At 57.1% G+C, this 25,817-nt stretch carries 25 protein-coding genes; 9 read left to right on the top strand and 16 right to left on the bottom strand.

Annotation, left to right across the window (positions count from 1 at the left end):
* Positions 1 to 3: 3 nt before the first annotated feature.
* Genes QLG07_RS06160 through tssB form a run of 5 tightly spaced genes read right to left on the bottom strand, consistent with a single transcriptional unit; the run spans position 4 to position 5,793 of the window.
* Positions 4 to 1,704: an OmpA family protein gene (locus QLG07_RS06160; protein ID WP_282468774.1), complete on the bottom strand. Its 1,701-nt coding sequence runs from the start codon at positions 1,702 to 1,704 to the stop codon at positions 4 to 6.
* Positions 1,701 to 2,375 (bottom strand): type VI secretion system protein TssL, short form, encoded by a 675-nt coding sequence (tssL, locus tag QLG07_RS06165; RefSeq protein WP_282468775.1) that lies wholly within the window; start codon positions 2,373 to 2,375, stop codon positions 1,701 to 1,703. Before tssL ends, QLG07_RS06160 begins: the two co-directional genes overlap by 4 nt.
* A complete protein-coding gene (gene tssK, locus QLG07_RS06170) occupies positions 2,372 to 3,706 on the bottom strand; it encodes a type VI secretion system baseplate subunit TssK (RefSeq protein ID WP_099754207.1) in 1,335 nt (444 codons plus the stop codon). The genes tssL and tssK overlap by 4 nt, the downstream gene beginning before the upstream one ends.
* A 12-nt stretch (positions 3,707 to 3,718) precedes the next feature.
* Positions 3,719 to 5,266, bottom strand: a complete 1,548-nt coding sequence (gene tssC / locus QLG07_RS06175) for a type VI secretion system contractile sheath large subunit (RefSeq protein ID WP_282468776.1) — start codon at positions 5,264 to 5,266, stop codon at positions 3,719 to 3,721.
* Between the two features lie 29 nt (positions 5,267 to 5,295).
* On the bottom strand, positions 5,296 to 5,793 hold the full coding sequence (gene tssB, locus QLG07_RS06180) for a type VI secretion system contractile sheath small subunit (protein WP_133623533.1): 498 nt from the start codon (positions 5,791 to 5,793) through the stop codon (positions 5,296 to 5,298).
* Between the two features lie 527 nt (positions 5,794 to 6,320).
* Here tssB and QLG07_RS06185 point away from each other — a divergent pair.
* On the top strand, positions 6,321 to 6,956 hold the full coding sequence (locus QLG07_RS06185; RefSeq protein WP_048916131.1) for a carbonic anhydrase: 636 nt from the start codon (positions 6,321 to 6,323) through the stop codon (positions 6,954 to 6,956).
* Positions 6,957 to 7,071: 115 nt separating this feature from the next.
* Here QLG07_RS06185 and betA read toward each other — a convergent pair whose 3' ends face one another.
* Genes betA through betI form a run of 3 tightly spaced genes read right to left on the bottom strand, consistent with a single transcriptional unit; the run spans position 7,072 to position 10,842 of the window.
* Positions 7,072 to 8,718 carry a choline dehydrogenase gene (gene betA / locus QLG07_RS06190; RefSeq protein ID WP_048916132.1) on the bottom strand — a complete coding sequence of 549 codons (1,647 nt, stop codon included), beginning with the start codon at positions 8,716 to 8,718 and terminating at the stop codon, positions 7,072 to 7,074.
* Positions 8,719 to 8,764: 46 nt separating this feature from the next.
* On the bottom strand, positions 8,765 to 10,231 hold the full coding sequence (gene betB / locus QLG07_RS06195; protein WP_224750521.1) for a betaine-aldehyde dehydrogenase: 1,467 nt from the start codon (positions 10,229 to 10,231) through the stop codon (positions 8,765 to 8,767).
* Positions 10,232 to 10,242: 11 nt separating this feature from the next.
* Complete coding sequence (gene betI / locus QLG07_RS06200; RefSeq protein WP_048916133.1) at positions 10,243 to 10,842, bottom strand: transcriptional regulator BetI; 600 nt, start codon at positions 10,840 to 10,842, stop codon at positions 10,243 to 10,245.
* A 558-nt stretch (positions 10,843 to 11,400) separates the two neighbouring features.
* On the opposite strand from betI, the gene dtpA reads away from it, so the two are divergent.
* On the top strand, positions 11,401 to 12,894 hold the full coding sequence (gene dtpA / locus QLG07_RS06205) for a dipeptide/tripeptide permease DtpA (protein WP_282468777.1): 1,494 nt from the start codon (positions 11,401 to 11,403) through the stop codon (positions 12,892 to 12,894).
* 45 nt (positions 12,895 to 12,939) lie between these two features.
* On the opposite strand, the gene QLG07_RS06210 is transcribed toward dtpA, so the two are convergent.
* Both QLG07_RS06210 and QLG07_RS06215 read right to left on the bottom strand, forming a co-directional pair.
* Positions 12,940 to 13,833, bottom strand: coding sequence for a pyridoxamine 5'-phosphate oxidase family protein (locus tag QLG07_RS06210; protein WP_282468778.1), 894 nt, complete (start codon positions 13,831 to 13,833; stop codon positions 12,940 to 12,942).
* A gap of 2 nt (positions 13,834 to 13,835) precedes the next feature.
* Positions 13,836 to 14,453: a glutathione S-transferase gene (locus QLG07_RS06215; protein WP_282468779.1), complete on the bottom strand. Its 618-nt coding sequence runs from the start codon at positions 14,451 to 14,453 to the stop codon at positions 13,836 to 13,838.
* Between the two features lie 98 nt (positions 14,454 to 14,551).
* Here QLG07_RS06215 and QLG07_RS06220 point away from each other — a divergent pair, with 98 nt between their 5' ends.
* Positions 14,552 to 15,454 (top strand): LysR family transcriptional regulator, encoded by a 903-nt coding sequence (locus tag QLG07_RS06220; protein WP_282468780.1) that lies wholly within the window; start codon positions 14,552 to 14,554, stop codon positions 15,452 to 15,454.
* A gap of 100 nt (positions 15,455 to 15,554) precedes the next feature.
* Positions 15,555 to 16,160: a glutathione transferase GstA gene (gene gstA, locus QLG07_RS06225; RefSeq protein ID WP_282468781.1), complete on the top strand. Its 606-nt coding sequence runs from the start codon at positions 15,555 to 15,557 to the stop codon at positions 16,158 to 16,160.
* 38 nt (positions 16,161 to 16,198) lie between these two features.
* On the opposite strand, the gene pdxY is transcribed toward gstA, so the two are convergent.
* The 5 genes from pdxY to anmK form a co-directional block, all read right to left on the bottom strand.
* Positions 16,199 to 17,059 (bottom strand): pyridoxal kinase PdxY, encoded by an 861-nt coding sequence (pdxY, locus tag QLG07_RS06230; protein WP_048916139.1) that lies wholly within the window; start codon positions 17,057 to 17,059, stop codon positions 16,199 to 16,201.
* An 81-nt stretch (positions 17,060 to 17,140) separates the two neighbouring features.
* A complete protein-coding gene (gene tyrS / locus QLG07_RS06235; protein ID WP_048916140.1) occupies positions 17,141 to 18,415 on the bottom strand; it encodes a tyrosine--tRNA ligase in 1,275 nt (424 codons plus the stop codon).
* 134 nt (positions 18,416 to 18,549) lie between these two features.
* Entirely contained in the window at positions 18,550 to 19,206 is a 657-nt protein-coding gene (gene pdxH / locus QLG07_RS06240; protein ID WP_048916153.1) for a pyridoxamine 5'-phosphate oxidase, read from the bottom strand.
* A gap of 65 nt (positions 19,207 to 19,271) precedes the next feature.
* On the bottom strand, positions 19,272 to 19,592 hold the full coding sequence (locus tag QLG07_RS06245) for an MliC family protein (RefSeq protein ID WP_048916141.1): 321 nt from the start codon (positions 19,590 to 19,592) through the stop codon (positions 19,272 to 19,274).
* A gap of 60 nt (positions 19,593 to 19,652) precedes the next feature.
* Positions 19,653 to 20,771 (bottom strand): anhydro-N-acetylmuramic acid kinase, encoded by a 1,119-nt coding sequence (anmK, locus tag QLG07_RS06250; RefSeq protein ID WP_282468782.1) that lies wholly within the window; start codon positions 20,769 to 20,771, stop codon positions 19,653 to 19,655.
* A gap of 263 nt (positions 20,772 to 21,034) precedes the next feature.
* On the opposite strand from anmK, the gene slyB reads away from it, so the two are divergent.
* The gene (slyB, locus tag QLG07_RS06255; RefSeq protein WP_048916143.1) at positions 21,035 to 21,502 is read left to right on the top strand and encodes an outer membrane lipoprotein SlyB; all 468 of its coding nucleotides are present in this window, start codon (positions 21,035 to 21,037) and stop codon (positions 21,500 to 21,502) included.
* 49 nt (positions 21,503 to 21,551) lie between these two features.
* Here slyB and slyA read toward each other — a convergent pair whose 3' ends face one another.
* Positions 21,552 to 21,995, bottom strand: coding sequence for a transcriptional regulator SlyA (slyA, locus tag QLG07_RS06260; RefSeq protein WP_166643177.1), 444 nt, complete (start codon positions 21,993 to 21,995; stop codon positions 21,552 to 21,554).
* 142 nt (positions 21,996 to 22,137) lie between these two features.
* Between slyA and QLG07_RS06265 the strand changes: the two genes are divergently transcribed.
* The 4 genes from QLG07_RS06265 to QLG07_RS06280 all read left to right on the top strand — a co-directional run.
* A complete protein-coding gene (locus QLG07_RS06265; RefSeq protein ID WP_048916145.1) occupies positions 22,138 to 22,374 on the top strand; it encodes a DUF1656 domain-containing protein in 237 nt (78 codons plus the stop codon).
* 4 nt (positions 22,375 to 22,378) lie between these two features.
* Positions 22,379 to 23,236 (top strand): HlyD family secretion protein, encoded by an 858-nt coding sequence (locus QLG07_RS06270; RefSeq protein ID WP_133623525.1) that lies wholly within the window; start codon positions 22,379 to 22,381, stop codon positions 23,234 to 23,236.
* A gap of 7 nt (positions 23,237 to 23,243) precedes the next feature.
* Complete coding sequence (locus QLG07_RS06275) at positions 23,244 to 25,235, top strand: FUSC family protein (protein ID WP_282468783.1); 1,992 nt, start codon at positions 23,244 to 23,246, stop codon at positions 25,233 to 25,235.
* 221 nt (positions 25,236 to 25,456) lie between these two features.
* A partial coding sequence (locus QLG07_RS06280; protein ID WP_282468784.1) for a hypothetical protein occupies positions 25,457 to 25,817 on the top strand: 361 nt, incomplete at its 3' end.

Here is a 25,817-nt window from a genome sequence, read left to right on the forward strand (position 1 = left end):
GTGTTACTTCTCCTTGCTTGGTGTAGTCCCGACATCAGTTCCTGATGCGGGTTGAGTGTCTGCTGCCAGACAGGCATCCGCCTGCGGCACCAGACTGATTTCGACCCGGCGGTTTAACGCACGACCTTCCGGGGTATCGTTAGTCGCCATCGGGCGGCTTGCGCCAAAGCCCTGCACCGCAAAGCAGGTCGGCGAGACGTCGCTGGTTGAAAGCATCCAGTCGCGCAGCGCTTCAGCGCGCTTCAGCGACAGCTGCTGATTGGCCTGCGCATTGCCGGTGCTGTCGGTGTGGCCGGCGACCACTATCAGCCAGCCCGGCCGGGCCTTAATATCCACCAGCGCGTTAACCAGCATCTTTAGCGAGCCGGGTTTGAGCACGGACTTGCCGGAGGCAAACAGCGACAGGCTGTCGAGGCGCACGGTTTTTGGCGCTTCCTTCACCACCCCAGGCGGGGGCGGCGGGGGCGGAATATACGAACGAATCGCATCCAGCAGCGGCAGGCGCAGATGCCCCCCCTGATACAGGCCTAAACCAAGCTGCAGAGGTGCGCCGTTGCGGGCATACTCATCCAGCTCGCGGGCATCGCGACGCAGTACATTGACCGCTGCCGCTTTCACGGCGTAATCATTCATGGCGATACGCGCGTAATGAGCAATATCAAAGGAGACCCGCTGAAGCAGCCGATGGTTATTCCAGGCGCTGCAGCACAGTGCGACAATTCCAACCGTCAACGCCAGCCATAGCGCACCACGCCAGGTGCGCTGGCGCGGGGTCAGGCCATGTCCTGCGGGCAGCAGTGGCAGAACAAACTCCGGCAGCATTGACGGCAGCGGAGACTCCGCAACCTCTGGCGCAAACCATCCTGCTACCTGTACCAGCGCCGTGTGCTGCTGCAGCCAGCGCGTCCAGAGAGAAGTGGCTAATGCCCCGTCAAGTGAAGCACTCAGCTCCCAGACCATGCTTGCGGGGGTGGCGGCAGGCATATCCGGGTGACTGTCGGTTAACACGCGAATCACTTCCTGCTGAAACCACTCCGTCAGACTGTTGATCATCACCTGCTGCTGTAACGCGATGCCGCCGCCCGCAGCCAGCCAGCACTCAGGAGGGGTGGGTTTTGTGCTATCGGACCATACGCTGACGGGTTCACCGGCCAGCCGCACCTGCCAGAGAGACTCACTGACCAGCGCACTGCCCACCTGAGCATTCAGTACCAGCGGCAGTGAATAGCCGGTTTCACGCCGCAGCTGGCCAATCTGCCAGCGCAGTGCCAGCAGGCGGCTGGCCAGCGTGTCACTGTCCTGATGCTGCTGAGGACAGACGCTGATCATCACCGACAGCTGATGTCCCCACTCCGGGCGCAGCGACAGCAGCTGGCGCGCCACCACGTCCAGCGCCTGCTGATCGGCCACCCGCACCCAGCAGCCGTGCGGCACGGTCAGTACCGCCGATCCTTCCGGCCAGGCATGCGCGCTGTCGCCGCAGACCAGCACCACCGGCTGGCGGTAAGCGACATCCGGCAGGTCATCCGCGCACAGCCCGGCTTCAGGCCCGGCGGGACGGCGGGTAACGGCCATCACCACGGCCAGCAGCACCAGAGCGGCCAGCAGTATGAGCACGGTAGCTAAATGAGGCAGCGGCAGGAGCAGCACGGCGACCAGCAGGACAACCCACAGCGCCAGCGCGCGCTGTAACGCAGGGCTCACTGAACCACTCCCGGCAGCAGCGAAGCCACCAGGCTGCTCAACCAGTGATTCAGCCCCCACCAGACGGCGGCAAGTAACAGCACGGAGAAGCCGATTCGCAACGGCCAGCTGGATAGCCAGCCGCTGAAGCCCAATCCCGCGTTGTTTTCGGCCAGTACGGCCTGCGCCTGCGGCCCGTTAAAGGGTGAAACCTGCGCATTTAACGCGGCGACCAGCTTTTCCCGCTGCGGATCGTTGACTGAGCGATAGCCGCCGAGGAAGCCCAGCAACATCACCCGCTGGAAGCAGGTCACAACGAGCGGTTCCGGCGCTGGCTCGCGCAGCACCTCACGCATGCGCTCGCAGAGCATGTCACCGGCATCAACAGTGCCGAGGAAATGCCCCTGCAGAGGCAGGTGAAGCCACTGGACGTAAGCGTCATCCTGCTCGCCGCGCCCCTTAACCACTTCATCGATCAGCGCGCACTGGGCATAGAGAACATCCTTACTCTGTTGTGCATCGTAGCCCGCGTCTTTTAGCGCCTGCTGAACCTTCTCCACTTCTGCGACGCAGCGCTGCCATAACTGCTGACCTTCTCCATCCTTGATCTTTGCGCCGTGGCGCAGGCTGATCACCTGCAGCCAGCTGTTTTGCAGCAGCGCGTCAATATCACACTCGTTTTTCTGGCTCATGTTCTCAGCACCGCAAACAGTTCAAGTTCAGGTTCACCGAGCATGCCCGGTACGTAAAACATGCAGCTGCCGGACTCCAGCATCTCGCGGGCCGCCGGATGCGACAGATCGAGGGCAAAATACTGATTTTCCAGCCGCAGCGGGATCGCGGCGGGTACGTGGCGTAGCGACTTCAGCGGTATCCCCTGCTGCGACGAATTCACCAGGCCCGTGACGTAATCCGGGCTGCCGACTTTGCACTGGCGCGGGAATTGCTCCTGCAGCTGTACCACCGGCAGCGGGGAGCGGACCGAAAGGTAGAAATCGGCATCCTCGCGCAGGCGCGGCTCCTGCAGACGAGCCAGCCACTGATGCAGGCGCTTGTCGTGCTCAAGTGCTATCGACACCACGCGTGACGGCAGGCTGGCTTCCAGCAGATCGCTGAGCAGATCGAACAGCGCCGGGAATACATGGTTAAGTTCAGCATGCTGATACGCAGGGATCGCGCTGACCTGATGCTCCAGTGAGAAGGTCAGCAGGCTGCCAGCCAGACGGGCAAGCTCCGGATATAACCGCTCCGGCGCACTTTGCGGAAAACGCAGGAACTGGCCCAGTACCGGCTCCGCGCTGTTCAGCGCATTGAGCAGCCAGAACAACGACACATCCGCCACGGCAAAATCGGCCATGCGTTCGTTGCTCTCGCGCCGCATCGCCATCAGGCGGCTGAGGCGCGCGCGCAGCTGCGTCATCAGCTGTTCAAGCTGGGTCAGCAACCACTGGCTGCTCTGCACGCTCAGCAACGGCGGCAGAAAAGTTTCATCCTGCGTCCAGCTACCCTGACTGTCCTGCCTGAGACGCGCCACCGGGCATACCAGGTAGTCGCCATTGTTCTGATGGGCAAAACGCAGCGTCAGCTCGGGTTTGATCACCGCAATCTGGCGCGTATCGTCGCCAAACTGGTTGCGGATGTCGCGCCAGCGCTGGCGATAGCGCACCGGGCGCTCGGCAATCTCGTCCGGCTGCAGGCAGTTGCCGCCGTTGGCCCTCAGCAGCGGCAGTGCCAGCACCACCACCACGTCCTGCCCTTCAGGCATCATCACCGGCGGCAGATCGTCACCGTTATTGGTGTCGATCAGCGTGCCGTCCTGAAAGCGCACGTGCAGATGACGCGCCTGCAAACGCCCCAGCTTCAGGGCATCCGCTTCGAACTCGGCACGGATCACGCCCCAGGGATGATTCAGCCCCATTTGTGCAATGCATTCCGTTGACCAGGCCGCATACGCGGCCTGCTGCTGGAAGTGCTGTGGCGAGACCATCACGCCCCGACCCCACAGCGGTTGTTCCGTTTTCATCCAGCCTCCGCCTTACGCTTTCGCTTTCGGCATCTGGGAAACCAGAGAGAGGTTGACGTCCATCCCTTCCACCTGGAAGTGCGGGATAGCGAACAGCCTGACGCGGAAGAAGCCCGGGTTGTCTTCGATATCTTCGACAATCACTTTGGCATCGCGCAGCGGGTGCGAAGCCTGCAGCTCGTCGCCCGGATCGGTCATTTCCGTGACCAGGCCGCGCACCCAGGTATTCAGCTCCAGCTCCAGCAGGCGGCGGTCCTTGGTGGTGCCGATATTTTCACGCTGGATAAGCTTCAGGTAGTGCGCAATGCGCGACAGCAGGAAGATGTAAGGCAGGCGCGAGTTGATGCGGCTATTCGCCGTTGCATCGGCGGTGTCGTACAGCGCCGGCTTCTGCGTCGAGTTGGCGGAGAAGAAGCACGAGTAATCGCGGTTTTTATAGTACGACAGCGGGATAAAGCCGAGGTTGGCGAACTCAAATTCGCGGGTCTCCGGGATCATTACCTCAGACGGGATCTTCACCTGGTTGCCGGTGCCGAGGTCGTAAAGGTGGATTGGCAGATCCTGCACTGCACCGCCGGCCTGCGGGCCGCGGATCTGCACGCACCAGCCGTTGTTGATAAAGCTTTTCACCATGTTGGCAGCGAAGGCAAACGAGGCGTTGGTCCACAGATATTTGTCGTGGTCCGGGCCTTTTACCTCTTCAACGTAGTTGAAGCTGCGCACCGGCACGGTATCCGGGCCGTACGGCAGGCGGCCGAGCACGCGCGGCATCACCAGGCCGATATAGCGCGAGTCGTCGGTTTCGCGGAATGACTTCCACTTGATGTACTCGGCGCGGTCGAAGTAGTTGCCGATATCTTTGATTGCCGCCACCTCTTCCATGTTGTCCTTCAGGAAGAACTGCGGGCCGGCGGAGCCGATAAACGGCATATGCGCCGAGGCCGCCACTTTGGAGATGTTGCGCAGCAGCGCCACGTCCTGCGCCGAGGCGTCGAACTCATAAGAGGAGATCAGCGCGCCAATCGGCTCGCCGCCCGGAGTGTCGTATTCGGCGATGTAGGTGTGCGCGTAAAGGCCGCTCTGAATGATTTCCGGCGAGTCTTCGAAGTCCTGGCGCAGATCCTCTTTCGACAGGTCCAGCACTTCGATTTTCACGTTCTGGCGGAAGTCGGTTTTGTCCACCAGCGACTTCAGGCCGCGCCACAGGGATTCCACCTGCTGAAACGCATCGTGGTGCATCACCGCATCGAGCTGGCGGCTGATCTGCTCGTCCAGCTGCGCGATATGGTGGTCCAGCAGGGTTTTATCCAGCTTCTCTACTTTCGAACCGGACTGGTTCAGACACTCGACCAGCACCTTCATCGCCGCGGTCACGCGCTCGTCGACGCTGGCATCGGACATCGCCTGGCTGTCCTGCCAGATATCCAGGTCGCTGAGGTGCGACACCGGGCTGAGGTTGATTTTTTCAAACAGTGAAGCGTAAACGCCGCCCGCAGCAGGGCGATCCAGCACGGTGCTTGCACCGGCAGAGGAGGTTTCATTTTGCACAGACATCAGCATTCTCTCTATATCGTTCCGTGAAGGGGGGATCAGGCTTTTTCAGGCGCCAGAGCGGACAGTTCGCTACGCAGCTCATCACTGAGTGCCGGGTTTTTCAGGATGGTTTCCAGCTCTTTGCGGAAGGTGACGTTATCCAGCAGGTTGGCTTTGAGGTCGCGCAGCAGGTTGCGCATTGCCAGCATGGCTTTAAGCTGAGGGATCTGGCGGGCGACCTGCTCCGGCGTGAAGTCCTTCATGTTGCTGAAGGTCAGTTTGACGTTCTCTTCGCTGCCGTCACCGGCCAGGGTGTTTTCAACCGAGATGTTTAACGATGGGGAGAACTCCGCCAGCACGCTGTCGAAGTTGTTTTTGTTAACGTTGACTTTCTCACGCTCGGACAGCACGCGCTGCTCCTGGCCGTTGCTGAAGTCGCCGGTGACCAGCAGCTTCAGCGGCAGCTCCATTTTCTTACTGGCATTACCCGTGTGCAGGTCAAGCTTGATATTTACACGCGCTTTAGGGATTTCGTTCTGATAAGAGTTGCTCATATTAGTTCCTTTAAACATGCCGTGGAAAGCGCAGGTAAGCACACTTTCCATGTGTGAACAAAAGCGACTATATAGCACTCATCTGAGAAAGGGCAATATGCTAAACCTGTTTTTGTGATCTGATTTATATAGGAATTTTCTTGTTATTTTAGTTAAGTCACTGATTGAAATCGTGAATGACAATTCAGAGCATTCCTAATGAAAACTCAGAAAAACATGAAAAAAGTTTATACCCCCTTTTTTACCCCAGCTCATATTGATTCGTTTGTATTAACTGTTCCAATAAAAAACTGTTAGATATCTCACTAACCCCTCGGCCGTATTTCTACCGCTGGAAATGGATGAAAAATCTGTAGGAAACCTGCCGCGTGACGTCAGCAGATCCAGGATTACACTTAGGCCGTCTGATGCTAAAATGGATGTCGGGCTAACCGCCCGGTATTCCTTGCTTTAGACCTGTCTTTTATCCTCATTATGCGACCGGCTTCACCTGCTATCCGGCCATGATCCAGAATAGAGAGTTCGCTATGCAGCACATCATTGAAGGTTTTTTAAACTTCCAGAAAGAGGTTTTCCCGCAGCAGAAAGAGTTATTTCGCACTCTTGCCTCCAGCCAGAATCCCAAAGCGTTGTTTATTTCCTGCTCCGATAGCCGTCTGGTACCGGAACTGGTCACTCAGCAGGACCCAGGACAGCTCTTCGTGATCCGTAATGCCGGAAATATCGTTCCGTCATTTGGCCCAGAGCCAGGCGGGGTTTCCGCGACTATTGAGTACGCGGTCGTTGCACTGGGCGTAACGGATATTGTGATCTGTGGCCACTCTAACTGCGGCGCCATGAAGGCTATCGCTTCCTGCCAGTGTCTGGACCCGATGCCTGCGGTCGCGCACTGGTTGCGATACGCTGATGCAGCAAAAGCGGTGGTTGAGAAAAAGAGTTACAGCAGCGAAGAAGAAAAATTGAATGCCATGGTGCAGGAGAACGTGATTGCGCAGCTGAACAATATGAAAACGCACCCTTCCGTGGCGGTGGGCCTGCGTAATAATGCACTGCGCCTGCATGGCTGGGTGTATGACATTGAGAGCGGTGTGATCCGCGCGCTGGATAAAGACAGCAAGAAGTTTGTGTTGTTGTCGGAAAACCCGGGCGTCTGTTTCGAGTAAGCGCGAACAGGGCCGATCGGCCCTGTCGACGTAGGGGCGGACCGCTTTTCTGGTCCGCCCTTTTTTTACGATTGCGCGGGCCGATCGAAAAAGATGATCGGCCCCGACATCAAGGCTAGCGGGTCAGCTTATAATACTCCGCCGTTGACAGCGGCAGTGGTGCTTTGCCGCGAATGGCATCGGAGATTTTTTCGGCAATCATCACCGTCGGCGCATTCAGGTTGCCGGTGGTAATCTGCGGCATAATTGACGCATCCACCACGCGCAGCTGGTTCATACCGTGTACGCGCCCTTCTGCATCCACCACCGCCATCTCGTCGTTACCCATCGCGCAACTTCCGCAAGGGTGGTAGGCCGTTTCCGCATGTTCGCGGATAAAGGCATCAATTTCTTCGTCGCTCTGCACGTTAATACCCGGCTGTAACTCTTCACCGCAGTATTCTGCCAGTGCCGGCTGGCGCATGATTTCCCGCGTCAGGCGAACCGCATTGCGGAACTCCACCCAGTCGCGCTCTTCGGACATATAGTTAAAGAAGATCGACGGTGCGGCATAGGGGTGCTTAGAGGTCAGCTTGATGCGACCACGGCTCATGGAGCGCATTGGGCCGACGTGCGCCTGGAAACCGTGCTGCTTCACCGGGCTGCTGCCGTTGTAATTGATCGCCACCGGCAGGAAGTGATACTGCAGATCCGGCCAGTCAGGCTGGTCATCGCTGCGGATAAATCCGCCTGCTTCAAACTGGTTGCTGGCGCCGGTGCCGGTGCCGTTAAACAGCCACTCTGCGCCGATAGCGGGCTGGTTCCACCACTGCAGCGCCGGATAGAGGCTGACCGGCTTTTTGCAGCTGTACTGCATATAGACTTCCAGGTGGTCCTGCAGGTTGCGACCTACGCCCGGCAGGGCATGCACCACATCAATATCCAGCTCGCGCAGCCACTCTTCCGGGCCAACGCCGGAGCGCTGCAGGATCTGCGGTGAGTTAATTGCCCCGGCGCACAGCAGCACTTCACGCGCCGCTTCGGCCTGTTCCTGTTTACCGTTACGCAACCAGGTGACGCCAGTGGCGGTTTTACCGCTAAACAGAATGCGGTCGGTCTGCGCGTGGGTAATGATAGTCAGGTTCGGGCGCTGTTTCGCGACATCGAGGTAGCCGCGCGCGGTGCTGGAGCGGCGACCCTGCGGCGTGACGGTACGATCCATCGGGCCAAAGCCGTCCTGGCGGTAGCCGTTAAGGTCATCGGTCTCAGCGTGCCCTGCCTGCTGCGCGGCATCAATAAAGGCGCGGAACAGCGGGTTATTGCCCTTTTTCGGCGTGGTGACGCTGAGGTAGCCTTCACCACCGTGCCAGTCATTTTCACCAATGTCGCGCTTCTCAGCGCGGCGGAAATAGGGCAGACAGTTGAGATAGGACCAGTTTTCCAGCCCGGGCTTGCTCGCCCAGTTGTCATAGTCCATCGCATTGCCGCGAATGTAGCACATGCCGTTGATCAGCGATGAGCCGCCCAGGCCTTTGCCGCGGCCACACTCCATGCGGCGGTTGCCCATATGCGGCTCGGGATCGGTCTCGAACGCCCAGTTATAGCGTTTACCCTGCAGCGGGTAAGCCAAAGCGGCTGGCATTTGGGTACGGAAGTCCCAGCGGTGGTCTTTGCCGCCTGCTTCCAGTAACAGTACCGATACGTCAGCATCCTCAGTCAGTCGCGTTGCCAGCACGTTGCCCGCTGAACCTGCACCAATAATGATATAGTCAAATTTCTGCATTAAACCTCCGGTAAGAGTGCCGCGACGCGTACGCCGCGGCGAAAAATCAGAATGCGGATGGATAGTCGCCCATCTCAATCAGAATCGATTTAGTACGCGTGTAGTGGTGCAGCGTTTCCAGGCCGTTCTCACGCCCAACGCCCGACTGCTTGTAACCCCCCACCGGCATCGGCGCAGGTGATTCACCCCAGCTGTTTACCCAGCAGATGCCGGCTTCCAGCTGGTGGATCACGCGGTGTGCCCGATTCAGTGAGGTGGTGAACACCCCTGCGGCCAGACCGTACTCGGTATTGTTGGCGCGGGCGATAACTTCGTCTTCGCTGTCGAAGGCGAGAATGCTCATCACCGGCCCGAAGATCTCTTCACGCACAATACGCATCTCATCGCTACAGTCGGTAAACACCGTTGGCTGCACGTAGCACCCTTTCGCCAGTGGGCCTTCGCTGATACGCGAGCCGCCCGCCAGCAGGCGTGCGCCCTCTTGCTTGCCAATCTCGAGGTAGGAGACCACTTTCTGGCAGTGCTCTTCGCTGACCAGTGGACCGAAGTTCACCGCCGGATCGGTTGGATCGCCGCAGTGAATTCCGGCCATTTTCTCTTTGAGGCGCTGCTCGAACGCTGGCAGCAGTGAACGCTGCACGAAAACGCGGGTGCCGTTAGTGCACACCTGGCCGCTGCTGTAGAAGTTGGCCATCATCGCACCGTCGACGGCACGTTCCAGATCGGCATCTTCAAACACCACCAGCGGTGACTTGCCGCCCAGCTCCATAGTGACGGATTTCAGGTTGGCTAAGGCCGCATCGGCCATCACGCGCTTGCCGGTATTGACTTCCCCGGTGAAAGAGACTTTGGCGATCTGCGGATGCTGGCTCAGACCCTGACCGACGGTTCCCGCGCCCTGCACCACGTTGAACACGCCATCCGGCAGACCGGCTTCGGTGAAGATTTTTGCCAGTTCCAGTGCGCTCAGCGGGGTCACTTCGCTGGGTTTGAATACCATTGCGTTACCGGTGGCGAGCGCCGGGGCACTTTTCCACATGGCAATTTGAATCGGGTAGTTCCACGCGCCGATACCGGCGCAGACGCCGAGGGGTTCGCGGCGGGTGTAAACCAGTGCAGTGTCACGCAGCGGGATTGACTGGCCTTCAACGGCCACCGCCAGCCCAGCGTAATACTCCAGCACGTCTGCCCCGGTAACGATGTCGACCGCGGCCGTTTCGCTGATTGGCTTGCCGGTATCGGCGGTTTCCAGCTCGGCCAGCGACTGATTGCGCTCGCGCAGGATTTCAACCGCTTTCAGCAGCACGCGGCTGCGTTCCACCGGAGTGTAGCTGCGCCAGATTTTTTGCCCGGCGTGCGCAGAGGCAACGGCAGCATCGATATCCTGCTGGCTGGCGCCTGAAATTTCTGCCAGCACTTCACCGTTGGCAGGATTGATGGTGGTGAATGTTTCGCCCGTTCCGGACACTTCGCGTCCGTTGATGTATAAACCACGGCGTTGCAACTCGGCCATGTCTCCTCCTTTTAAGGGGTGGGTGCGCTGGTTAACCACAGCGCTAAATTTTGATAGCAGAGTGAACGAGCCTGCTCCAGGCCCTGTTCCATCGGCTGAGAAGTCAGCGTCATCCGTAACCATGTACCGTCAATAAGTGCGGCCATGCTGGCTCCGGCGGCACGCGCCTGCTCTTTCGGCAGCACGCGACTGAAATGTGCCGTCAGGTTGGAATAAAGACGGCGGTCGTTAATGCGTTGCAGACGATGCAGATTGGGCTGATGTAAACTGTTGGTCCAGAACACCAGCCAGGTTTTCAGCACCGGTGAGGTGATATCTGCTACGTCAAAATTGCCGTTGATGATAGCCGTAATTTGCGCCTGAGGGTCCGCCTGTGCATCAGCCCGGTGGCGCTCCAGCGCCTTGTACAGGTCTGACATTATCTGGCGCATACAGGCATATAACAGACCGTTTTTGTCACCAAAGTAGTGGCTGACAATGCCGGTTGATACCCCAGCCTCTTTCGCTATTAGCGCCAGGCTGGCATCTGCCAGCCCAACCCGGTCTATCACTGTCAGAGTGGCATTAATTAACTGCGCCTGACGGATCGCCTTCATTCCTATTTTTGGCATCGGCTTCATCGGTTTTGGCTATTGAATGAGAGTAATTGTAGACGTTTTATATTGAACGTTCAATCAATAAAAACCTTTAATGTGGCTGAGGCGTTTTTTTAGATCAAAAATTATCGCTATTTTTGTGACCTACATCACTCAAAGTGGGTTTAGCATGAATTCCGCCTGCTTCATCTTGCTAGCACTATGAATAACCACTGTTTTTAGATCTTCAGTTAGCATAAATACCCATCGATAAACCTTTGTGCAGCAGATGTCGCCACACACGAAGGCGCTAGCGAAATTATCTGCATAATGAACAAATTTCACGCCACTCACCCTCACTTAGGTTGGTTACTTGTTGTAAAACAGCATATTTAACTATTGAATAACAAAAACCACTCAGTTATCGCTATAAAAATGCGCGATGACGGTGATGAAAAAAAACTTGCCTCTGTGGGTTCGATCGGCGAAATTATCCGGCGTTTTTCAACTTCTATAACTATAAGACGAGCGTACGTCCCGCGTTGCGTCGACTTAATTCCTGCCACAAAACAGGTCAAGAATTCAGAGGTACAAGTGTCAACTGCAAACAAACAACCCGAGGCACCAAGCCTCAACGCTTTCAAACAACCTAAAGCGTTTTATCTGATCTTCTCTATCGAATTATGGGAACGTTTCGGCTATTACGGACTACAGGGGATCATGGCGGTCTACCTGGTGAAACAGCTGGGCATGTCCGAAGCTCAGTCGATCACCCTGTTCGCTTCCTTCAGTGCGCTGGTCTATGGCCTGGTGGCCGTGGGCGGCTGGCTGGGTGATAAAGTGCTGGGGACCAAGCGCGTTATCGTACTGGGTACGCTGGTACTGGCGCTCGGTTATGCGCTGGTCGCGTGGTCGGGCCATGACGAGGCGATGGTGTACATCGGGATGGCGACTATCGCCGTCGGTAACGGCCTGTTTAAAGCTAACCCCTCTTCACTGCTCTCGACCTGCTACGAAAAAGATGACCCGCGTCTCGATGGCGCGTTCACCATGTACTATATGGCGATCAACATCGGTTCCTTCTTCTCTATGCTGGCCACTCCGTGGCTGGCCGATAAATATGGCTGGAGCACCGCCTTCGCGCTGTCATTTGTCGGGATGCTGATCACCCTGGTGAACTTTATGTTCTTCCGTAAGTGGGTGAAAAGCTACGGCTCCAAAGCAGACTTTGCCCCGCTGAACGTCGGTAAACTGCTGGCGACGCTGGTCGGTATTGCCGTAATGATCGCCGTGGCGACCTGGCTGCTGCACAACCAGGAGATTGCCCGCCTGGTGCTGGCGGTGATTGCGGTTGGTATCGTACTGGTGTTCGCTAAAGAGGCCTTTGCTCTGCAGGGTGCCGCGCGCCGTAAGATGATTGTTGCTTTCTTACTGATGGTGCAGGCGATTGTCTTCTTCGTGTTGTATATGCAGATGCCAACCTCGCTGAACTTCTTTGCGATTCGCAACGTTGAGCACAGCATTCTGGGTATCACTTTCCAGCCGGAGCAGTTCCAGGCGCTGAACCCGTTCTGGATTATGATTTTCAGCCCGCTGCTGGCCGCAATCTATAACAAGATGGGTGACCGCCTGCCGATGCCGCACAAGTTTGCGCTGGGCATGGTGCTCTGTTCTGCCGCCTTCCTGGTGCTGCCGCTGGGGGCGTCATTTGCTAACCAGCTCGGTATCGTGTCGGTTAACTGGCTGATCCTCAGCTATGCCCTGCAGAGCGTGGGCGAGCTGATGATTTCAGGTCTCGGCCTGGCGATGGTGGCACAGCTGGTGCCGCAGCGCCTGATGGGCTTCATCATGGGCTCGTGGTTCCTGACTACCGCTGGCGCAGCGATGGTGGCCGGTAAAGTGGCGAACCTGATGGCGGTACCGGAAAATATTACCGATCCGCTGCTGTCGCTGCACGTGTACGGCGATGTGTTCCTGAAGATTGGGATCACCACCGGCGTGATTGCCGTACTGATGATTCTGGTTGCTCCGCTGCTGAATCGTATGACGCAGGATGAACAGCCGGTTCCTGAGAAAGTGAAAGCCTGACGGCTGACGCGGTAATGATCGGGGCGGCAGCAATGTCGCCCTTTTTTATTGCTCGTCGCCCGCTGCAAGCGAAGAATCCGCATACTCCACGCTCAACCCTGCCGCGGGCAGCAGCTGACGCAGGCGCAGGATGCGCTGCGGTGCCAGCGTCCAGTAGCGTTCTACCCGCCCCTCTCCCGGCCGCTGCCACAACACTTCCGCCCGCCCCTGAATATGCAGCGCCGCTCCCTGCTGAAAGTCCATAACCAGTAGCGCCACGCGCGGCTCCAGCAGTATGTTACCCAGCGTATTCATATAGCGATTGCCGCTGTAGTCCGGGATCAGCAGCTTACCTTCGCTGAGGGTTATGAATCCCGGCACTCCTCCACGATGGGAAATATCCGCGCCGCCCACCCCACCTGCGCGCCTGGCGTGGCTGGCGACAAAAAAGGTGTCGGCAGCGGCGATCAGATAGCGTGCATCGGCATCCAGCGCGGCAAGAGGCTCCACCCCTGGCTGACGCCTGCTGTCAGGGGGTGGCAGCACCCGTCGCTGAATATACTGCGGACAGTTACCAAAGCTCTCCTGCACGCGAATGCGCATGCTGTGCTGGTCAATACGCTCAACCACCCCGTTGACGCGATTTCGCCGCCGGTTAGACAGGTCGATGCCCAGCCCGCCAAACGGCATGCCGGGCTGGATAGCGGGCAGATACGGCAAGTTATGCAGCGCGCTGCGCGAAATATCCAGATGCTGTTCATCCGGGGTGGCAATAAACCCCTGAGCCCCCTGAATCAGCGCGGCAACCGGATAACCGTCAGCACCCGCAAAGGTGAGGTAAAAGGTCTGCAGCTCCTGATAAAACAGGCGATGTTGCTCCGGCATCGTCGGGAAGATCGCCGCTTTCACCCGCTGATACCTGGCCTTTTCCTGCGCCTGCTGCTCCCCCCGATGGAACATATTCACTCCTCCGCCGGCAGCGGCAGTGCCGGGAGTGCGATAAAGCCCGGCAGCGCTTCAATACGCTGAAGCCAGCGCTGGATTGCGGGATAGTGACGCAGCGAAATACCCCCTTCTGGCGCACGGGCGACATAGGCATAGCAGGCGAGATCGGCAATGGTTGCACGCTCAGCGACCAGCCATTGCCTGCTGCTCAGGTGCGCTTCCAGCTGGGGTAAGAATTTTGCCGCCACCGCCCGCGCTGAGTCGTAGTTTTCCGCCACGCCAAACTGCTTAATCAGGCGAGCCGACGCCACGCCGTAGCGGATCTCGCCAGCCGCTTTTGCCAGCCACTGATGCACCGCCACCTCCTGCGACAACTCCTGCGGCAGCCAGCCGCTTGCGGGGGCATAGCGTTTTACCAGCCAGATCATAATGGCATTACTGTCGGTAATCACCGTATCACCCTCCACCAGCACCGGGATCTGGCCCAGCGGGTTAAGCGCGAGGAACTGCGCGCTTTGCCTGTAGCCAGCATCGGCTTCTACCCAGTCCGCAGAGAGGTTCAGCATACTCAGCAGCAGTTTGACGCGATGAACGTGCCCGGATAGCTCGGTGCCATATAAAGTTAAGCCTGTCATTGTCATCTCCTCAGTTTGAGTTGATTAAGCTTACTCTTGCAGAAATCGGCGTAAACGGGCAAAAATAACAATTCATAATTACGAAAAGTGGAACAGTGATGGATAAACTGGACGAGCTGGCGGTGTTTGTTGCCGTGGTGCAGCAGGGCAGCCTGGCCGCCGCCGCACGCAAATTACAGCGCTCTGCTCCGGCGATTACGCGCACGCTGGCGGCGCTGGAGAGGCGTTTTGCCCTCAGCCTGATTGAACGCTCCACCCGGCGTCTGTCGCCGACTCCAGCCGGGATAGCCCTGTATGAGCGTGCAACCGTGCTGCTGGAGGATTATCAGCAGGTCTTAGAAAGCACCACCCGCAATCAGCTGAGCGGTAAGCTGCGTTTAACCGCGCCCGTGATGTTTGGCCGTAAGCATATTGCGCCGCTGCTGCTGGATTTTATGGCGATCTATCCCGATATCCAGATTGAGCTGATGCTGAGTGACAGTTACCAGGACCTGATTGAGCAGGGGCTGGATATGGCCGTCAGAATTGGACAGCTGCGCGACTCCTCGCTGGTGGCGACTGAGGTCGGCCACGTGCAGCGCGTGCTGGTCGCCAGCCCGCACTATATTGCGACCCACGGTGCGCCGGAAATACCCGGACAGCTGGCAGATCACCCGCTTATTGCAGGGACGATCCCTGCTCAGCAAAGAGAGTGGCGTTTTCGCGCCGAGGCCCAGCAGGAACGCGTGCGCATCACCCCCAGGGTGACGGTCAACGACGTGGAAACCCAGCTTGTCGCTTGCCGCGCAGGTAAAGGCATTGCGCGTCTGTTCTCCTACCAGGTTTATGACGACCTGCAAACGGGTGTACTGAGCGAGGTGCTGGCGCAATATCGCCCACCGGCGGTTCCGGTCCAGCTGGTGGCGCAAAATGTAAAATACATGCCGGCGCGGGTGCGCGCATTCTGGGATCTGGCCCGCACCAGGCTGCCGAAGATTGAGAGCTTGCGCTGGGTTAAATAATCAGCAATTAATTTGCCTGGCCACTCAAGGTTGTGCTGGCTTTTTGACCAGCCAGGGTTAAGCTGAAGGGATCTGCGCCACTGACGATAAGGAGCAAGTAATGAAACTGTACTGCAAATCCGGAGCCTGTTCGCTGTCACCTCACATTGTACTGCGTGAAACCGGGCTGGATTTTACGCTGGTGAATGTCGATCTGAAGGCTAAAACCACCGAGCAGGGGGAAGATTACCTGCTGATCAACCCGAAGGGTCAGGTCCCGGCGCTGGAGCTGAATGACGGGTCGGTACTGACCGAGGGCGTGGCGATTGTGCAGTATCTGGCGGACCTGAAATCCGACCGCCAGCTGCTGGCACCGGCAGGCAGCCTGACCCGTTACCACACGCTGGAGTGGCTCAACTTTATCGCGACCGAGTTGCATAAAGGCTTCAGCCCGCTGTTTCGCCCCACCACGCCCGAAGAGGTAAAAACCCTGGCGCGGGAACAGCTGTTGCAGAAATTCCAGTACGTGAATAATGAGCTGAAGGAGAAGCAGTGGCTGTTGGGGCTGCGTTTCACCGTCGCCGATGCCTATCTGTTTACCGTGACGCGCTGGGCTCATGCCATCAAGCTGGATCTGAGCGGGTTCTCTGCACTTAACGAGTGGTTTGAACGGGTTGCGGCGCGGCCTGCGGTGGCGGCGGCCCTGAAAGCGGAAGGATTGAATTAACAAAACGGGCAGGCGCATTTCTGCCCTGCCCGTTTCTCTTACAGTTTTACCGCGGCAAAGTGCTGCTGCGGCTCGGCAATCGCCTGCTGCGCCGCGACCAGCTGCAGTTCATACTCGCCCATCTGATGCGTTTTCAGCATCACCTCATACACCGCTGCCGTCACGTGCTCCAGCGCCTGCTGGAGAGACAGGCCGTGCAGCAGATCGACCAGCAGCAGCCCGCTGGTGAGGTCGCCCACGCCAACCGGCTGGCGCACGCCGAAATCGATCAGCGGGCGGGCAATGTGCCAGGCTTCATCGGCCGTCACCAGCAGCATTTCAAAGCGATCGCTGCGATAGCCGGCTCGCGCCAGATGCTTAATTAGCACGACTTTTGGCCCACGGGCAATGAGTTCGCGTGCAGCTGCTACCGCTTCTGCCACGTCCGCCACCTGACGGCCGCTGAGCATTTCCAGCTCCAGCAGGTTTGGTGCAATGATGTCGCTGGCTGGCAGTGAGGCATGAGTATGAAACTCCGCCACGCCCGGCGCCACAATACAGCCTTTCTCCGGATGCCCCATCACCGGGTCACAGAAATACCAGGCGTCCGGATTGGCGGCTTTCACCATGCGCACGATCTCAAGGATAGCTTCGCCCTGCTCGGCGGAGCCAAGATAGCCGCTAAGCACGGCATTGCAGGTTTTCAGACGGTCAATATCACCAATCCCGCGCGCGATGTCCGTCAGGTGGCTGGCCGGCATCACGGAACCGGTCCAGTGGCCGTACTGTGTATGGTTGGAGAACTGTACGGTATTCAGCGGCCAAACGTTTGCGCCAAGGCGACGCATGGGGAATTCTGCTGCGCTGTTACCCGCATGACCAAAGACCGTATGAGACTGGATGGAGAGAATGTTTTTCATCGCGCTAACCTGACCTTTCTTGCCATTAAAAAAGCCGGCGTTAACCGGCTTAGGGACGGAGCAAAACCCCGACCGATTTTATTATTTCCAGCTGATTAAGCTGTAGTTCTTTTTACCGCGGCGCAGCAGCGTGTACTTATCGAACAGGCGGTCATCAGCGCTAAACGCATACTCGGCGTTAGTCTGCAGCGTGCCGTTAATGCTGACGGATTTGGCATCAATCAGTTTGCGCGCCTGCCCGCGGGAGGGGGCCAGTTCAGAATCAACCAGCGCCTGCTGCAGATCCTGACCGGACTCCAGCTCCACGCCCGGCATACCGTCCTGCGCCAGCTGCGCCAGGTCCTGCTCTGTCAGCTCGCTCAGTGCGCCGGAGAACAGGCTTTGGGTGATGCGTTTAGCCGCCACCAGGCCCTCTTCGCCGTGCACCAGTCTGGTGACCTGCTCGGCCAGGACATACTGGGCGCGGGGTGCTTTGCCGCTGTTTTTGTCTTCTTCTTCCAGCGCATTGATCTCGTCAATGCTCATAAAGGTGAAGAACTTCAGGAAGCGATAAACGTCAGCGTCAGCGGTGTTGATCCAGAACTGATAGAACTTATACGGGCTGGTTTTCTTCGCGTCCAGCCACACTGCGCCACCTTCGGTCTTGCCAAATTTGGTGCCGTCTGACTTGGTGATCAGCGGAACGGTCAGGCCAAAGACCTGATTCTGATGCAGGCGGCGCGTCAGGTCGATGCCGGAGGTAATGTTGCCCCACTGGTCGGAACCCCCAATCTGCAGCGCCACGCCGTGACGCTCGTTCAGGCAGGCAAAGTCATAGCCCTGCAGCAGGTTGTAAGAGAATTCGGTGAAGGAGATCCCCTGGTCATCGCGGTTCAGGCGCTGCTTAACGGCTTCCTTGTTGATCATCTGATTCACAGAGAAATGCTTGCCGATATCACGCAGGAAGGTCAGCACGTTCATGCCGCCAAACCAGTCATAGTTATTGGCCGCAATGGCGCTGTTGTCACCGCAGTTAAAATCGAGGAACGGTGCTACCTGGTGGCGGATTTTTTCCACCCACTCATTCACGGTATCGCTGGTGTTCAGCTTGCGCTCGGCCGCTTTAAAACTCGGGTCACCGATCAGACCGGTGGCCCCACCGACCAGTGCCACAGGCTTGTGTCCGGCATCCTGAAAACGCTTCAGGCAGAGCAACGGCACCAGATGCCCCAAATGCAAGCTGTCGGCAGTCGGATCGAAACCGCAATAGAGAGCGATTGGCCCCTGTGCCAGTCGTTCTGCTAACGCTTCCTCGTCCGTTACCTGGGCAACAAGGCCCCGCTCTTGCAATTGTTTGATCAGGTTACTGCTGGCCATCTAAGACTCCATGTAAAAAAAGTCTGCACCTGGGCTGGTACACAGCTTTCCGCTGAAACGCGGAGAAAAAATAAGGGGTATAGAATAAAGCGCGGGATCGGGCTGGTCCAGCGCTTAGCGGCATTATTTCGTGTTTACGGTGCCAGTCGGTCAATTTTCCACGCATCGCCTTCGCGCTGGTAGAAAAATCGGTCATGCAGGCGGTGAGCACCCCCCTGCCAGAACTCCATTGAGTCGATTTTGATGCGGTAGCCACCCCAGAAACTCGGCAAGGGGATCTCGCCCTGCTGAAACTTCTGCTTCAGCTCGAGGAACTTGCCTTCCAGCACGCCACGCGCCGAAATGCGGCTCGACTGCTTTGACACCCAGGCACCGAGCTGGCTGTCGCGCGGGCGGCTGTGGAAATACTTCACCACCTCCAGCGTCGACAGGCGTTCAACGCTGCCCAGCACCATCACCTGGCGCTCCAGCATATGCCATGGGAACAGCAGGCTGATGCGCGGGTTGGTTTCCAGCTGCTTCGCTTTGCGGCTCCCCAGATTGGTATAAAACACCATACCCTGAGCATCGAAATGCTTGAGCAGCACGATACGTTGATAGGGCTGGCCCTGCTCGTCTACGGTCGCGACGCTCATGGCCGTCGGATCCGGCAGCTGGGCCTCAACCGCCTGGTTAAGCCAGTGTTCAAACAGGCTCAACGGGTCTTCAGGAAGATCCTTGCGGCGCAGGCCACCGCGCGTATATTCACGGCGCAGATGGGCTATTTGTTGCAGGTGATCGCTGTCGGTCATCATTGCGGCTTCTGAGTAGTGAGGGATACGGCATTGTGCGCCGCACCCTGCAATATTTCAATCAGTTAACGGGCTGGAACCTGCTGACAGTCGTTAATAATTATTCGGTCGTTGCGCTCAACAAAGGCACTGTCGCCCTTTGACCAGAAGGTATAATGACCGTCACTGTAGCGGGTGCCGGAAGCCGCAACCTGCTGCTTCAGAACCAGCTGTTCACCGTCCAGAATCAGGCTCACTTCCTCTTTGCTGTTATCCAGCTTCACCGTCAGCGGCAGGGTGCCACAGGTATAATGCAGTGTTTGCACCTGCTCTTGATCCTCAGGCTGGAAATAGCTACAGCCAGACAGGGCAACCAGTAAGCCTGCGAGATACCACTTTTTCATCATTCACTCCTTGTTAGTTCTCCACTCTGCACTCAGGGTAGAGTGCCGTTTCAGACGATGCAATCAGCGAATTGGACGGTTTGCCGGGAATATTGCCCCGATAACAGAGGCTTCTCGCGCGCCGGTAACGGAGGGCAGATTGCCCGGCAGGCCGCTCAGCGTGCGCCAGGCTAGCCAGGCAAATGCCAGCGCCTCCATATCGTCTCCGCCGATCCCTGCCTCGTCCGTGCTGCTGACTTCGGTTCCCGCCAGCTGCGCCGCAATGCGCGCCATCAGCAGTGGATTACGCCCGCCGCCGCCACACACCAGCAGACGGTCACAACCGCCGCTCAGCAATACCTGCTCGCAAATCGTGGTGGCGGTCAGTTCCACCAGCGTCGCCTGCACATCCTGCGCTGCCAGCCCCGGGAAGGTGGAGAGTTGCTGTTCCAGCCAGCTGAGGTTGAAGTATTCTCGTCCGGTGCTTTTCGGTGCGACCAGGGCGAAGTACGGGTCGCTCAGCATCTGCTGCAACAGCGGCCAGACTACGCTGCCCGATGCCCCCCATGCGCCATCCTTATCGTATGGCAGCCCCTGCTGACGCCAGACCCAGGCGTCCATCAGCATATTGCCGGGACCGGTGTCAAAACCGCGCAGCGTTTTGCCCGGCAGTAACAGGGAAAGATTGGCGATGCCACCGATATTCAGCACCATTCGCCGCTCGGTGGGATGGCTGAGCACTGCGTGATGAAACGCCGGGACCAGCGGCGCACCCTGCCCGCCAAGGGCCATATCGCGGCGGCGGAAATCGCCCACTACCGTAATCCCCGTCGCGGCAGCAATCTGATTGTTGTCGCCGATCTGCTGAGTGTTTGGCGCATCCCCCAGCGGCTCATGCCACACCGTCTGACCGTGGCAGCCTATGGCGACAATCTCCTCGCTGGCGATCCCCTGCTGTTTCAGCAACGCCTGCACGGCCTCGGCGAACAGTCGTCCCAGGCGGGTATCCAACTGGCCTAATTGTGAAAGCGTCAGCGACTGTCCCTGACATATCGCAAGGATCTGCAAGCGCAGTTCCTGAGGGATGGGATGACTGTAGCTTGCCTGCTGTGCCACCATCTGACCATCAATGGCGGCCAGTACCACATCAATACCATCAAGACTGGTACCGGACATCACGCCAATGTAGCGCCCTGATTTCATGCTTTACCCCTACCCGGGTGTGAGTTTCATGCTCCCAGCCTGGCAAAATTAACGCCGCAATTCTATGATTTAGGCATCTTTAATTGGCGATGAAATTTATCTGGCATTTTATGTTGTGATTGAAGCGACGTTTAATCGCGTTGCATTATGTTTCTGCGGTGCTTTTACAAACTATTAGTGAGTAACGTGCCGGTTGTGCCATATAATAATGCTATTGACCGCTGCTATGGTTGGCAGCACCTGTAACAGATAGGAGTTCTATTATGATGAAGCGTTTAGTCGTGGTGGCGCTTGCCGGGATGACGCTAGCTGGCTGTGTAAATGACAACACCCTTTCCGGTGATGTTTACAGTGCCTCTGAAGCGAAACAGGTGCAGAGAGTGACCTATGGCACGCTGGTTTCTGTGCGTCCGGTACAGATCCAGGGTGGCGATGATAGCAATATTATCGGGGCGATTGGTGGTGCAGTGCTGGGTGGTTTCCTGGGTAACACCGTCGGTGGCGGTACCGGGCGCAGCCTTGCCACGGCAGCCGGTGCCGTGGCGGGTGGTGTAGCAGGCCAGGGCGTGCAGGGCTCTCTGAACAAGAGCCAGGGTGTCGAGCTGGAAATCCGTCAGGATGATGGCAACACCATCATGGTGGTACAGAAACAGGCAGCCAGCCGTTATGCCGTTGGCCAGCGTGTTTCCATGGCGTCAAACGGCAGCCAGGTCACCGTTTCCCCACGCTAATCCGCAATCCGCTCGTATGATAAAAAAACCGGCCTGAAAGCCGGTTTTTTTATTCGTCTTTTCCCTGAAGTTCAAGGATATTTTTTTCCAACCTGGCGATCAGCGTCACCATCTTGTCGATCTCCGCCTGCGAAATGCCCGCGAGGATATCATCGCGAGTGGCGTCAATAACGTGCTCAACCTGAGTGATAATCGGCTCGGCCTGTTGTGTCAGCTTGATGCGTTTCGCCCTGCGGTCACTGGCGCAGGTGCTGCGCGTAATCAAACCTTTCTCTTCAAGCTGGTCCAGCGTGCGTACCAGAGAAGGCTGTTCGATACCAATGGCTTTTGCTAACTGAATCTGCGACTGCTCAGGCGGAAGCTGATGGATATTATGCAACGTAACCCAGTGGGTTTGCGTCAGCTCCAACGGCTTGAGTCGCTGATCGATCAGAGCACGCCAGATGCGTACTAATCTTGCAAGGTCGGTTCCCAAGGGGGTATCCAATTTCAACTCCTTATAATTAGCTTGCTAGCTATCACGCCTCATTCTAGACTATTCTGCGAGTTTACAGGACAAAATACAAATCCATCCTTAGAGATGTCGTATTAAGTTGTCGGTCGCCTGCAACGCACCGGGAAGAAGGATTCAGCGTTTGATAACATCACTTTTGCCCTCAGCAAGTCCCTTCACCGACCTGGTGTTGGGTGCTTCGCTCTATTTTCCACCGCTGTTTAAAGCCGTTTTACTCGGTTTTTTCATCTGGCTGCTGCTTCACCCTCTGCTGCGAGACTGGATGTATTCAGGTGAAATCTGGCACCCCACGCTGCTGGATCTCTCGCTGTTCATTCTCTGCGTAGCAGCTTCGCTGTGGCTATTAATCACCGGGTAAGACTATGAAACTGAGTTCACTGAAGTACTTTTCAACCCTGATTTTTTTCACTGCTGCGATCGCGGCGGGCTGGTGGATGTGGAACTACTACATGCAGTCGCCGTGGACCCGTGATGGCAAGGTGCGTGCTGAACTGGTGAGCATCACGCCGCAGGTTTCCGGACGAATTGAGAAGCTGGACGTTGAGGACAACCAGTTTGTTCACAAAGGGGAGCGGCTGTTCACGCTGGATGATGAACCTTTCCGGATTGCCGTGCTCAATGCAGAGGCAAAGCTGGCGCAGGCGCAGTCTGACCTCGTCAAAGCAGAGCATGAAGCCCGCCGCCGCCAGAACCTGCCGCGTAATGTGATTTCCGCAGAAGATCTCGATGCGGCCAACCTGCAGGCAAAATCGATGGATTCAGCCGCGAAAGCTGCGCAGGCGGAGCTGGATCAGGCTAAGTGGAATCTGTCACAAACGGTGGTTTATGCGCCCACCGATGGCTGGATCAATAATCTGGCTACGCGTATCGGCGATTACGCCACCACCGGAACGCCCCTGTTTGTGCTGGTCGATAGCCACTCTTTCTATGTTGTCGGCTATTTTGAAGAGACCAAGCTGCGCCACATCAAACCCGGTGCGCAGGCCAATATTCGTCTCTACAGCGACGACCGTCAACTCGCAGGAACCGTGCAAAGCATTGGCCGGGCTATCTACGATCAAAGCGTAGAAACTGACAGCGGGCTGACGCCGGATATCAAACCGAATGTTCCCTGGGTCAGGCTGGCACAGCGTGTTCCCGTGCGAATAAAGCTTGCGAACGTCCCTCCGGACGCATCGCTGGTTGCCGGAACAACCTGTACCATTTCGATCCAGCACTGAGGCCCTGATGAATTTTAGCTGGCTGGAATGGCAGCAACTTCCGTGGATCAAAGCCACGAGTGGCCAATGGCGCTATGCCCTGCGCAACGCAATTGCCATGTGTCTGGCGCTGAGCATCGCTTACGGGTTACAGCTGGATGAACCCTACTGGGCAATGACCTCCGCTGCCGTAGTCAGTTTCCCTACCCTGGGCGGCGTAATCAGTAAAAGCCTGGGCCGTATTGTCGGCAGCATGCTAGGGGCCGCTGCCGCGCTGATTATTGCCGGGCATACCCTGAATGACCCATGGCTTTTTGCTGTGGCCATTGCCGGCTGGCTGGCGCTCTGCACCTGGGTGTCGAATCATTATCAAAATAACGTCGCTTATGCTTTTTCTTTGGCGGGTTATACTGCAGCAATCATCGCGTTTACCAGCGTCAACGTGGTTGAAATCGATGATATCTGGACTATCGCTCAGGCACGCGTCTGCGAGGTTATCTCCGGGATCCTCTGCGGCGGCCTGATGATGATGATATTGCCCAGCACCTCAGATGGTGATGCGCTGATTCGCTCGCTGAAAGAGATGCACGGCAAGCTGCTGGATCACGCTACCCTGCTGTTGCAGCGTGAAAGCACCGACAATATCCGCCAAGCCCATGAGAACGTTATCGGCCAGATCCTGACGATGAACCTGTTACGTATTCAGGCATTCTGGAGCCATTATCGTTTTCGGCGGCAAAACAATGTACTCAACTATATCCTCCACCAACAGCTGCGCCTGACCAGCGTCATCTCCAGCCTGCGGCGAATGCTGCTACTGTGGGAAAATCCGCCCGAGGTGCTGTTTAGCGCTATGCATCAGATGCTGGCCGAGTTAGCCCGCGGGGATGCTGACAAATACCGGCTGGCACAAATTCTGCGCTCTGCGGCTCCGCAGGACCGCACGGATTATCGGCATCGTGCTTTCTGGAATCGTTTACGCTATTTCTGCTGGCTGTATCTGAATATCTCGCGCTGGTTACGACAGTTTGAACGCGCAGATAGCCAGGCCTGGCTTTCGCCTCCCCCCTCACCGCCACTGGCGCGCCAGGCCGATGGCGCCGAAGCGGGGTGGAATGCCTTACGCACTTTCTGCGTTATTTTACTGGGATGTAGTTTTTCTATCGCTACTCAGTGGGAGTCGGGACCGTCAGCCCTGACGCTGGCAGCCATTAGCTGCGTGCTTTACTCATCATCCCCTTCCCCTACCAGCAGCGTTTCGCTGTTGTTAAAAACCCTTGGCCTGCTGTCGATATTCAGCTTTGTCATGAAATTTGGCCTGATGGTGCAGGTTAACGTTCTGTGGCAATTCCTTATTGTGCTATTTCCACTGCTGCTAACTTTACAACTGTTCAAACTTCAGCAAAAAAAACGGGCGGCACTCTGGGGTCAGCTGATCGTCTTTATGGGCTCTTTCCTCGCCGTAACTAATCCACCCACCTATGATTATCAAAGCTTTATCAATGATAACCTGGCCAAAGTCTGCGGCGTGATGCTGGTTTGGATAGCCTTTCATATTCTTCGCCCCAGCTCGGACAAACGCCGCAGTCGGCGCCACATCCGTTCGCTACGCCGGGAGTTCGTTGACCAGTTAGGCAGGCACCCACGGCTCAATCAGGACAGTTTTGAGTCACTGATCTACCACCGCATTGACCAGCTCAATAACAGCCGTAACGATCAGGCCCGTTTGTGGCTGTTGCGCTGGGGAGTGGTACTACTGAACTGTTCGCATATTGCCTGGCAGCTGCGCGAATGGCGCCCTCGAACGCCTGAACTGGCGCAAATCCGCGATGCGGTTCTGAAGGATCTGCAAACCATCATCAGCGAGCGCGGTGTTCATCACGTTTCACTCAATGACACGCTCAACACGCTGCAGCAGCGCATTGATATGTTAAGCCGTGCTCAGGAAGAACAGGAAACGGAACTGGCGGGCATTATCTGGCGCTTACTCTGTTCGTTATCACAGCTCAGACAGGGCTAAACCCAGTTTTTGCGCAGTCGCTCTGAAAATTAATAACAGGCGGTATTATTTTTACGCAGACAGGTTTAATCTCCTCGCCAGTGAGCATAAAATAGCCGACGGAGAACGACACCGTGTTCAGGGAGGATGAGATGCATACTGGGATGAAAAACAGACACTCGCACGATGATTTAACGGTTATCAGGCTTTCACAGCAAGAAATGCAGCGATCTCAACAGGTGATGGCGTCATCTCTTCATGAGCTGAAACAGGCGCAGCAGGCCTCTGATTTATCGCTGCAGGACGTGAAGCAAACGCAACAGGTGATGGCGTCATCACTGCACGAGCTGAAACAGGCGCAGCAGGCAACTGATTTATCACTGCAGGACGTGAAGCAAACGCAACAGGCGATGGCATCATCACTGCACGAGCTGAAACAGGCGCAGCAGGCAACTGATTTATCACTGCAGGACGTGAAGCAAACGCAACAGGTGATGGCGTCTTCACTGCACGAGCTGAAACAGGCGCAGCAGGCGACGGATTTATCGCTGCAGGACGTGAAGCAAACGCAACAGGTGATGGCGTCTTCACTGCACGAGCTGA

The organism is Erwinia sp. V90_4 (genome assembly GCF_029967685.1).
In the GTDB taxonomy this organism is placed as follows: Bacteria; Pseudomonadota; Gammaproteobacteria; order Enterobacterales; family Enterobacteriaceae; genus Erwinia; species Erwinia aphidicola.

What these genes read in the sequence shown, in the direction of transcription:
- tssL (WP_282468775.1), bottom strand. Translation starts at nt 2,375, where the DNA reads ATGAGCCAGAAAAACGAGTGTGATATTGACGCGCTGCTGCAAAACAGC.
- tssK (WP_099754207.1), bottom strand. Translation starts at nt 3,706, where the DNA reads ATGAAAACGGAACAACCGCTGTGGGGTCGGGGCGTGATGGTCTCGCCA.
- tssC (WP_282468776.1), bottom strand. Translation starts at nt 5,266, where the DNA reads ATGCTGATGTCTGTGCAAAATGAAACCTCCTCTGCCGGTGCAAGCACC.
- tssB (WP_133623533.1), bottom strand. Translation starts at nt 5,793, where the DNA reads ATGAGCAACTCTTATCAGAACGAAATCCCTAAAGCGCGTGTAAATATC.
- QLG07_RS06185 (WP_048916131.1), top strand. Translation starts at nt 6,321, where the DNA reads ATGCAGCACATCATTGAAGGTTTTTTAAACTTCCAGAAAGAGGTTTTC.
- betA (WP_048916132.1), bottom strand. Translation starts at nt 8,718, where the DNA reads ATGCAGAAATTTGACTATATCATTATTGGTGCAGGTTCAGCGGGCAAC.
- betB (WP_224750521.1), bottom strand. Translation starts at nt 10,231, where the DNA reads ATGGCCGAGTTGCAACGCCGTGGTTTATACATCAACGGACGCGAAGTG.
- betI (WP_048916133.1), bottom strand. Translation starts at nt 10,842, where the DNA reads ATGCCAAAAATAGGAATGAAGGCGATCCGTCAGGCGCAGTTAATTAAT.
- QLG07_RS06210 (WP_282468778.1), bottom strand. Translation starts at nt 13,833, where the DNA reads ATGTTCCATCGGGGGGAGCAGCAGGCGCAGGAAAAGGCCAGGTATCAG.
- QLG07_RS06215 (WP_282468779.1), bottom strand. Translation starts at nt 14,453, where the DNA reads ATGACAGGCTTAACTTTATATGGCACCGAGCTATCCGGGCACGTTCAT.
- QLG07_RS06220 (WP_282468780.1), top strand. Translation starts at nt 14,552, where the DNA reads ATGGATAAACTGGACGAGCTGGCGGTGTTTGTTGCCGTGGTGCAGCAG.
- gstA (WP_282468781.1), top strand. Translation starts at nt 15,555, where the DNA reads ATGAAACTGTACTGCAAATCCGGAGCCTGTTCGCTGTCACCTCACATT.
- pdxY (WP_048916139.1), bottom strand. Translation starts at nt 17,059, where the DNA reads ATGAAAAACATTCTCTCCATCCAGTCTCATACGGTCTTTGGTCATGCG.
- tyrS (WP_048916140.1), bottom strand. Translation starts at nt 18,415, where the DNA reads ATGGCCAGCAGTAACCTGATCAAACAATTGCAAGAGCGGGGCCTTGTT.
- pdxH (WP_048916153.1), bottom strand. Translation starts at nt 19,206, where the DNA reads ATGACCGACAGCGATCACCTGCAACAAATAGCCCATCTGCGCCGTGAA.
- QLG07_RS06245 (WP_048916141.1), bottom strand. Translation starts at nt 19,592, where the DNA reads ATGATGAAAAAGTGGTATCTCGCAGGCTTACTGGTTGCCCTGTCTGGC.
- anmK (WP_282468782.1), bottom strand. Translation starts at nt 20,771, where the DNA reads ATGAAATCAGGGCGCTACATTGGCGTGATGTCCGGTACCAGTCTTGAT.
- slyB (WP_048916143.1), top strand. Translation starts at nt 21,035, where the DNA reads ATGATGAAGCGTTTAGTCGTGGTGGCGCTTGCCGGGATGACGCTAGCT.
- QLG07_RS06270 (WP_133623525.1), top strand. Translation starts at nt 22,379, where the DNA reads ATGAAACTGAGTTCACTGAAGTACTTTTCAACCCTGATTTTTTTCACT.
- QLG07_RS06275 (WP_282468783.1), top strand. Translation starts at nt 23,244, where the DNA reads ATGAATTTTAGCTGGCTGGAATGGCAGCAACTTCCGTGGATCAAAGCC.